A 5,402-nucleotide genomic window follows, 5' to 3' on the forward strand; every position below is an offset into this window, starting at 1 on the left:
AGGAAGAAGCAAGCCGGTGAAAACACCGTTTCTTAATAAGAAAAAAGCTTGACTCTTCAGCGGGAAAGCGTAATATGCACCTCCCGCGTTACCGAGAGTTATCTCAGTAACGAACGCTCTTTAACAATTTATCAGACAATCTGTGTGGGCACTCCACAAGACGATATCCAGTACCTTCGGGTACGAAAAAATATCAAGTCTTGAAGAGTGACTACTGAAGTAAAATTCATTTAGTAACCTTTGAGCATCGCTTCACGAGTTGAAGCAAATCGAACTTTTAAATTGAAGAGTTTGATCATGGCTCAGATTGAACGCTGGCGGCAGGCCTAACACATGCAAGTCGAGCGGTAGCACAGGAGAGCTTGCTCTCTGGGTGACGAGCGGCGGACGGGTGAGTAATGTCTGGGAAACTGCCTGATGGAGGGGGATAACTACTGGAAACGGTAGCTAATACCGCATAACGTCTACGGACCAAAGTGGGGGACCTTCGGGCCTCACGCCATCAGATGTGCCCAGATGGGATTAGCTAGTAGGTGGGGTAATGGCTCACCTAGGCGACGATCCCTAGCTGGTCTGAGAGGATGACCAGCCACACTGGAACTGAGACACGGTCCAGACTCCTACGGGAGGCAGCAGTGGGGAATATTGCACAATGGGCGCAAGCCTGATGCAGCCATGCCGCGTGTGTGAAGAAGGCCTTAGGGTTGTAAAGCACTTTCAGCGAGGAGGAAGGGCAGTGTGTTAATAGCACATTGCATTGACGTTACTCGCAGAAGAAGCACCGGCTAACTCCGTGCCAGCAGCCGCGGTAATACGGAGGGTGCAAGCGTTAATCGGAATTACTGGGCGTAAAGCGCACGCAGGCGGTTTGTTAAGTCAGATGTGAAATCCCCGCGCTTAACGTGGGAACTGCATTTGAAACTGGCAAGCTAGAGTCTTGTAGAGGGGGGTAGAATTCCAGGTGTAGCGGTGAAATGCGTAGAGATCTGGAGGAATACCGGTGGCGAAGGCGGCCCCCTGGACAAAGACTGACGCTCAGGTGCGAAAGCGTGGGGAGCAAACAGGATTAGATACCCTGGTAGTCCACGCTGTAAACGATGTCGATTTGGAGGTTGTGCCCTTGAGGCGTGGCTTCCGGAGCTAACGCGTTAAATCGACCGCCTGGGGAGTACGGCCGCAAGGTTAAAACTCAAATGAATTGACGGGGGCCCGCACAAGCGGTGGAGCATGTGGTTTAATTCGATGCAACGCGAAGAACCTTACCTACTCTTGACATCCAGAGAACTTTCCAGAGATGGATTGGTGCCTTCGGGAACTCTGAGACAGGTGCTGCATGGCTGTCGTCAGCTCGTGTTGTGAAATGTTGGGTTAAGTCCCGCAACGAGCGCAACCCTTATCCTTTGTTGCCAGCGATTCGGTCGGGAACTCAAAGGAGACTGCCGGTGATAAACCGGAGGAAGGTGGGGATGACGTCAAGTCATCATGGCCCTTACGAGTAGGGCTACACACGTGCTACAATGGCGTATACAAAGAGAAGCGAACTCGCGAGAGCAAGCGGACCTCATAAAGTACGTCGTAGTCCGGATTGGAGTCTGCAACTCGACTCCATGAAGTCGGAATCGCTAGTAATCGTAGATCAGAATGCTACGGTGAATACGTTCCCGGGCCTTGTACACACCGCCCGTCACACCATGGGAGTGGGTTGCAAAAGAAGTAGGTAGCTTAACCTTCGGGAGGGCGCTTACCACTTTGTGATTCATGACTGGGGTGAAGTCGTAACAAGGTAACCGTAGGGGAACCTGCGGTTGGATCACCTCCTTACCTAATGATATTGATTCGAGTGGCGTGCTCACACAGATTGTCTGATGAAAAAGTAATGAGCAAAAGCGCTACCTGTTGATGTAATGAGTCTCTGACTCATGCTGATACGAACCGATTAAGACGTTCAGTTTAATCGGATTTTCGTGTCCCCATCGTCTAGAGGCCTAGGACACTGCCCTTTCACGGCTGTAACAGGGGTTCGAATCCCCTTGGGGACGCCAATCCGATAATGAGTGAAAGACATTATCACCGGTTAGTCATAACCGAAAAAATCTTAAAGATGACTCTTGCGAGTCGTGTTTAAGATATTGCTCTTTAACAATCTGGAACAAGCTGAAAATTGAAACATGACAGCTGAAACTTATCCCTCCGTAGATGTATTGGGGTAAGGATTAACCTGTCATAGAGTCTCTCAAATGTAGCAGCGCGAACGTGCTCTTTGTTTACAAAGACACCTTCGGGTTGTGAGGTTAAGTGACTAAGCGTACACGGTGGATGCCTAGGCAGTCAGAGGCGATGAAGGGCGTGCTAATCTGCGAAAAGCGTCGGTAAGGTGATATGAACCGTTATAACCGGCGATACCCGAATGGGGAAACCCAGTGCAATTCGTTGCACTATCATACGATGAATACATAGTCGTATGAGGCGAACCGGGGGAACTGAAACATCTAAGTACCCCGAGGAAAAGAAATCAACCGAGATTCCCCCAGTAGCGGCGAGCGAACGGGGAACAGCCCAGAACCTGAATCAGTTTGTGTGTTAGTGGAAGCGTCTGGAAAGTCGCACAGTAAAGGGTGATAGTCCCGTACACTAAAATGCACATTCTGTGAGTTCGATGAGTAGGGCGGGACACGTGACATCCTGTCTGAATATGGGGGGACCATCCTCCAAGGCTAAATACTCCTGACTGACCGATAGTGAACCAGTACCGTGAGGGAAAGGCGAAAAGAACCCCGGCGAGGGGAGTGAAATAGAACCTGAAACCGTGTACGTACAAGCAGTGGGAGCCTACTTTGTTGGGTGACTGCGTACCTTTTGTATAATGGGTCAGCGACTTATATTTTGTAGCAAGGTTAACCGTATAGGGGAGCCGTAGGGAAACCGAGTCTTAACTGGGCGAATAGTTGCAAGGTATAGACCCGAAACCCGGTGATCTAGCCATGGGCAGGTTGAAGGTTGGGTAACACTAACTGGAGGACCGAACCGACTAATGTTGAAAAATTAGCGGATGACTTGTGGCTGGGGGTGAAAGGCCAATCAAACCGGGAGATAGCTGGTTCTCCCCGAAAGCTATTTAGGTAGCGCCTCGTGAACTCATCTTCGGGGGTAGAGCACTGTTTCGGCTAGGGGGCCATCCCGGCTTACCAAACCGATGCAAACTCCGAATACCGAAGAATGTTATCACGGGAGACACACGGCGGGTGCTAACGTCCGTCGTGAAGAGGGAAACAACCCAGACCGCCAGCTAAGGTCCCAAAGTCATGGTTAAGTGGGAAACGATGTGGGAAGGCATAGACAGCCAGGATGTTGGCTTAGAAGCAGCCATCATTTAAAGAAAGCGTAATAGCTCACTGGTCGAGTCGGCCTGCGCGGAAGATGTAACGGGGCTAAACCATGCACCGAAGCTGCGGCAGCGACGCTTAGGCGTTGTTGGGTAGGGGAGCGTTCTGTAAGCCGTTGAAGGTGGCCTGTGAGGGTTGCTGGAGGTATCAGAAGTGCGAATGCTGACATAAGTAACGATAAAGCGGGTGAAAAACCCGCTCGCCGGAAGACCAAGGGTTCCTGTCCAACGTTAATCGGGGCAGGGTGAGTCGACCCCTAAGGCGAGGCCGAAAGGCGTAGTCGATGGGAAACAGGTTAATATTCCTGTACTCGGTGTTACTGCGAAGGGGGGACGGAGAAGGCTAGGCTAGCCGGGCGACGGTTGTCCCGGTTTAAGCGTGTAGGGGGAGAGAATTGGTAAATCCGTTCTCTTATTCAACCCTGAGGCGTGATGACGATGCACCACGGTGCAGAAGTAGTTGATGCCAAGCTTCCAGGAAAAGCCTCTAAGCATCAGGTAACACAGAATCGTACCCCAAACCGACACAGGTGGTCAGGTAGAGAATACCAAGGCGCTTGAGAGAACTCGGGTGAAGGAACTAGGCAAAATGGTGCCGTAACTTCGGGAGAAGGCACGCTGGCGCGTAGGTGAAGAGACTTGCTCTCGGAGCTGAAGCCAGTCGCAGATACCAGCTGGCTGCAACTGTTTAATAAAAACACAGCACTGTGCAAACACGAAAGTGGACGTATACGGTGTGACGCCTGCCCGGTGCTGGAAGGTTAATTGATGGGGTCAGCCGCAAGGCGAAGCTCTTGATCGAAGCCCCAGTAAACGGCGGCCGTAACTATAACGGTCCTAAGGTAGCGAAATTCCTTGTCGGGTAAGTTCCGACCTGCACGAATGGCGTAATGATGGCCAGGCTGTCTCCACCCGAGACTCAGTGAAATTGAACTCGCTGTGAAGATGCAGTGTACCCGCGGCAAGACGGAAAGACCCCGTGAACCTTTACTATAGCTTGACACTGAACATTGAGCCTTGATGTGTAGGATAGGTGGGAGGCTTTGAAGCGTGGACGCCAGTCTGCGTGGAGCCAACCTTGAAATACCACCCTTTAATGTTTGATGTTCTAACTCGGCCCCGTGATCCGGGGTGAGGACAGTGTCTGGTGGGTAGTTTGACTGGGGCGGTCTCCTCCCAAAGAGTAACGGAGGAGCACGAAGGTTAGCTAATCACGGTCGGACATCGTGAGGTTAGTGCAAAGGCATAAGCTAGCTTGACTGCGAGAGTGACGGCTCGAGCAGGTACGAAAGTAGGTCTTAGTGATCCGGTGGTTCTGAATGGAAGGGCCATCGCTCAACGGATAAAAGGTACTCCGGGGATAACAGGCTGATACCGCCCAAGAGTTCATATCGACGGCGGTGTTTGGCACCTCGATGTCGGCTCATCACATCCTGGGGCTGAAGTAGGTCCCAAGGGTATGGCTGTTCGCCATTTAAAGTGGTACGCGAGCTGGGTTTAGAACGTCGTGAGACAGTTCGGTCCCTATCTGCCGTGGGCGTTGGAAGATTGAGAGGGGTTGCTCCTAGTACGAGAGGACCGGAGTGAACGCACCACTGGTGTTCGGGTTGTCATGCCAATGGCACTGCCCGGTAGCTAAGTGCGGAAAAGATAAGCGCTGAAAGCATCTAAGCGCGAAACTTGCCTCGAGATGAGTCTTCCCTGGGCCTTTAAGGCCCCTGAAGGAACGTTTAAGACTAAGACGTTGATAGGCTGGGTGTGTAAGTGCAGCGATGCATTGAGCTAACCAGTACTAATGATCCGTGAGGCTTAACCTTACAACACCGAAGGTGTTTTAGAGAGATTGCAGTAGATTTTCAGCGAAGTTCCGAGATTGGTTCTGATGGCCCAAAAGGCGGTTGGAATGAAACAGAATTTGCCTGGCGGCAATAGCGCGGTGGTCCCACCTGACCCCATGCCGAACTCAGAAGTGAAACGCCGTAGCGCCGATGGTAGTGTGGGGTCTCCCCATGCGAGAGTA

At 51.6% G+C, this 5,402-nt stretch carries 1 tRNA gene and 3 rRNA genes; all 4 read left to right on the forward strand.

The window, feature by feature from the left end:
- Window positions 1-279 precede the first annotated feature (279 nt).
- Window positions 280-1,821 (forward strand): 16S ribosomal RNA (locus tag ACUTSW_RS24960).
- Between the two features lie 145 nt (window positions 1,822-1,966).
- Window positions 1,967-2,042, forward strand: a tRNA-Glu gene (locus ACUTSW_RS24965).
- 247 nt (window positions 2,043-2,289) lie between these two features.
- Window positions 2,290-5,199 (forward strand): 23S ribosomal RNA (locus ACUTSW_RS24970).
- Between the two features lie 101 nt (window positions 5,200-5,300).
- Window positions 5,301-5,402, forward strand: a 5S ribosomal RNA gene (gene rrf, locus ACUTSW_RS24975); the annotation flags it as partial.

The organism is Serratia sp. TSA_198.1, from assembly GCF_052686505.1.